Source organism: Microcoleus sp. LEGE 07076 (assembly GCF_015207455.1).
Lineage (GTDB): Bacteria > Cyanobacteriota > Cyanobacteriia > Cyanobacteriales > Microcoleaceae > Microcoleus.
The window spans coordinates 1-2,778 of the sequence record NZ_JADEWV010000395.1; the positions used below are offsets into that span (position 1 = coordinate 1).

A 2,778-nucleotide genomic window follows, 5' to 3' on the forward strand; every position below is an offset into this window, starting at 1 on the left:
AAAAAGGGTAAAGGTAGGTTCCAAAACTCGTCAAAATCCATTAGTTAACCTGGTCAGCTCTCTCTAAATTCACCATAATTTCTACTCAGCTAACGCTGAGTAAATTTGTGCTTAGTCTAAACTCCAAAAACTAAAACACATTTTAAAATTTATGAGTTATGAGAATTGTTAAGAAATATCAGATAACAGCCGCGACCGAAGTAGAGGACATTGTTAATCGCTGAAACCATGACTATTACTGCTTTTCCCTTCTTCCTGCTTCCGACTTCGATGGGACTTCTGCTAGAATTGTAAATTTTTTCCTGTTAGGTAACAGGTGAGGATATGTTAGAAAGGTGACGTTAACAACCAGGTCAATATGTCTTCTACCAAACCCAAAATTATAGTTCTCGACGACGATCCGACAGGTTCTCAAACAGTCCACAGTTGCTTGCTGCTGACACGTTGGGACGAAGAAACCCTGCGTTTGGGACTGCGAGATAAGTCCCCGATTTTTTTTATACTCACAAATACTCGATCGCTAACTCCCGAAAAAGCAGCCTCCGTTACCCGCGAAGTGTGCCAAAATCTCAAAAAGGCGATCGCAGCCGAAGAAATCGAAGACTTCCTAATCGTTAGCCGTTCCGATTCTACCCTGCGCGGTCACTATCCGATCGAAACCGACGCGATCGCCGCAGAACTCGGCCCCTTCGATGCCCATTTTCTAATTCCCGCCTTTTTTGAAGGAGGCAGAATTACCCGCAACAGCGTCCACTACCTCATGGTTAACAGCGTCGCAACGCCCGTTCACCAAACCGAATTTGCCAAAGATTCAGTTTTCGGCTACAGTCACAGTTACCTGCCAGACTACGTAGAAGAAAAAACCCAAGGTCGAATTTCGGCAGATGCAGTCGATCGCATTTTACTCGCAGATATCCGCTACGGAAGTTTAGATCGACTGATGGACATGAAAGACAACCAATGTGCAGTTGTTGACGGCGAAAGCCAACGCGATTTAGACACATTTGCCAAACACATTCTCGATGCAGTCAGTCAAGGCAAAAAGTTTTTATTCCGCAGCGGTGCCAGTATCTTAACATCCTTAGCTGACATCGGCAACCAGCCAATAGCAGCCGACGAAATGGCAAAATACGTCAGACAGGGCAAACCGGGTGCAGTAATAGTTGGTTCCCACGTTAAAAAAACTACAGGTCAATTAAAACGATTGCTAGAAGAACCCAATACAGTTAGCATTGAAATAGATGTATCTCACTTGCTAGAAGATTCGCCAGAATATCGCACCCAAATCCTCAATGAAATTCTCGAAAAAGTCAGCACTGCTCACGCCGAGGGCAAAACACCCGTAATTTATACCAGCCGCCAGGAACTGCAATTTGCAAATACCGAAATCCGGTTAAAATTTGGAGCTGCTGTCTCTGACTTGTTGATGGATGTCGTGCGGGGACTGCCTGCAGATATCGGGTTTTTAATTAGCAAGGGCGGCATTACTTCCAACGATGTTTTGAGTACGGGTTTGTCGCTCAAAAGTGTCAGGCAAATCGGTCAGATTATCGCAGGTTGTTCCGTGGTAAAAACAGAGCCAGACCATCCTCTATTTCCCAATTTACCCGTGGTTTTGTTTCCGGGAAATGTGGGAGATAGCAATGCTTTGGCTACGGTTTACAAGCGGTTGAGCAAGCGGGCAGATTAATCTAAAAAAACAGAAGACCCACAGCCCCGACTTCTCTAAGAAGTCGGGGTTTTAACATCTTGAAATTTTCATACCAGAGCGTGTCTTGACAATCCCCTCAAATCAGCCCAATCCTGCAACTCCTGTAAAACTCGCTCTTCAGATTAGGAATAAAACGGCAGCCTCGTTTAGAGTTTCTGAACGCATCGATAAATATTTTTGGTAACACCTGCCCTAAAGCTCAAAAACTACAAAGTTTCGAGTTTTCATCGCCCTAAAAGCTTCACCAAACCAATGCCGCCAAAATACAAACCGAGCACCGCACCTCCCAAAAGACTTTGAGTCAAAGGGTCAGTAGAAGGCGTTAAAACCGCTCCCAAAACAGCCGCTCCCAAAACTACATAGCGCCAGCCGGAGAGCATTTGCTTGGAAGAAACTATGCCTAAAACACCGAGCAAGACTTGGACGATGGGGATTTGAAATGCTAAGCCAGTGCTGAACATTAATAATAAAACAAATTCAAAGTATTTGTCGATCGACCACAACTGCTCTACCACATCGGCTCCGTAGGTGACAAAGAAGTTGAGTGCTGCCGGAATCAGAGCAATGTAAGCAAATACTAACCCGCCCAAAAATAAGAAACTAGAACCGAAGAAAACCGGGCCGAGCAACCCGCGTTCTTTGCGAGTTAAGCCGGGGAGAACAAATAAGGCTATTTGGTAAAAAATAAACGGAGTGGCGATTAGCAAACCGCTGTATCCCGCTACCTTGATGGAGACAAAGAAATACTCTCCGGGAGCTAGTTGCAAAAATTTTACTGCTCCTGCGGGTACTTCTAGCAGTTTCACGATCGGTCTGACATATAAAAAGCAGCCGATTATAGCGATTACTACTGCAATTACCGAGTAGAAAATTCGCAGTCGCAATTCTTCTAAATGCTCGAACAAAGACATCTCAATTTCGTCGGGGAGTTCGTCGAGAAATTCGTTTTCGAGGTTGCGGCTACGCATCGCACCGTCGGCGATTGGTGCAATGCTGGGTTCGAGGTTGTTGTCGAAATTTTGTTCGGATGTCTCCAAGTCTGAGGGGGCTGTCATAGGGAATTGGGA

At 45.1% G+C, this 2,778-nt stretch carries 2 protein-coding genes; one reads left to right on the plus strand and one right to left on the minus strand.

All coding sequences use genetic code 11. From position 1 onward, the window contains the following. Positions 1–358: 358 nt before the first annotated feature. Positions 359–1,690 carry a four-carbon acid sugar kinase family protein gene (locus IQ270_RS29520; protein ID WP_193976661.1) on the plus strand — a complete coding sequence of 444 codons (1,332 nt, stop codon included), beginning with the start codon at positions 359–361 and terminating at the stop codon, positions 1,688–1,690. 245 nt (positions 1,691–1,935) lie between these two features. Here the strand turns inward: IQ270_RS29520 and tatC are convergent, their stop codons facing one another. After that, positions 1,936–2,766 carry a twin-arginine translocase subunit TatC gene (tatC, locus tag IQ270_RS29525; RefSeq protein WP_193976662.1) on the minus strand — a complete coding sequence of 277 codons (831 nt, stop codon included), beginning with the start codon at positions 2,764–2,766 and terminating at the stop codon, positions 1,936–1,938. Positions 2,767–2,778 lie beyond the last annotated feature (12 nt).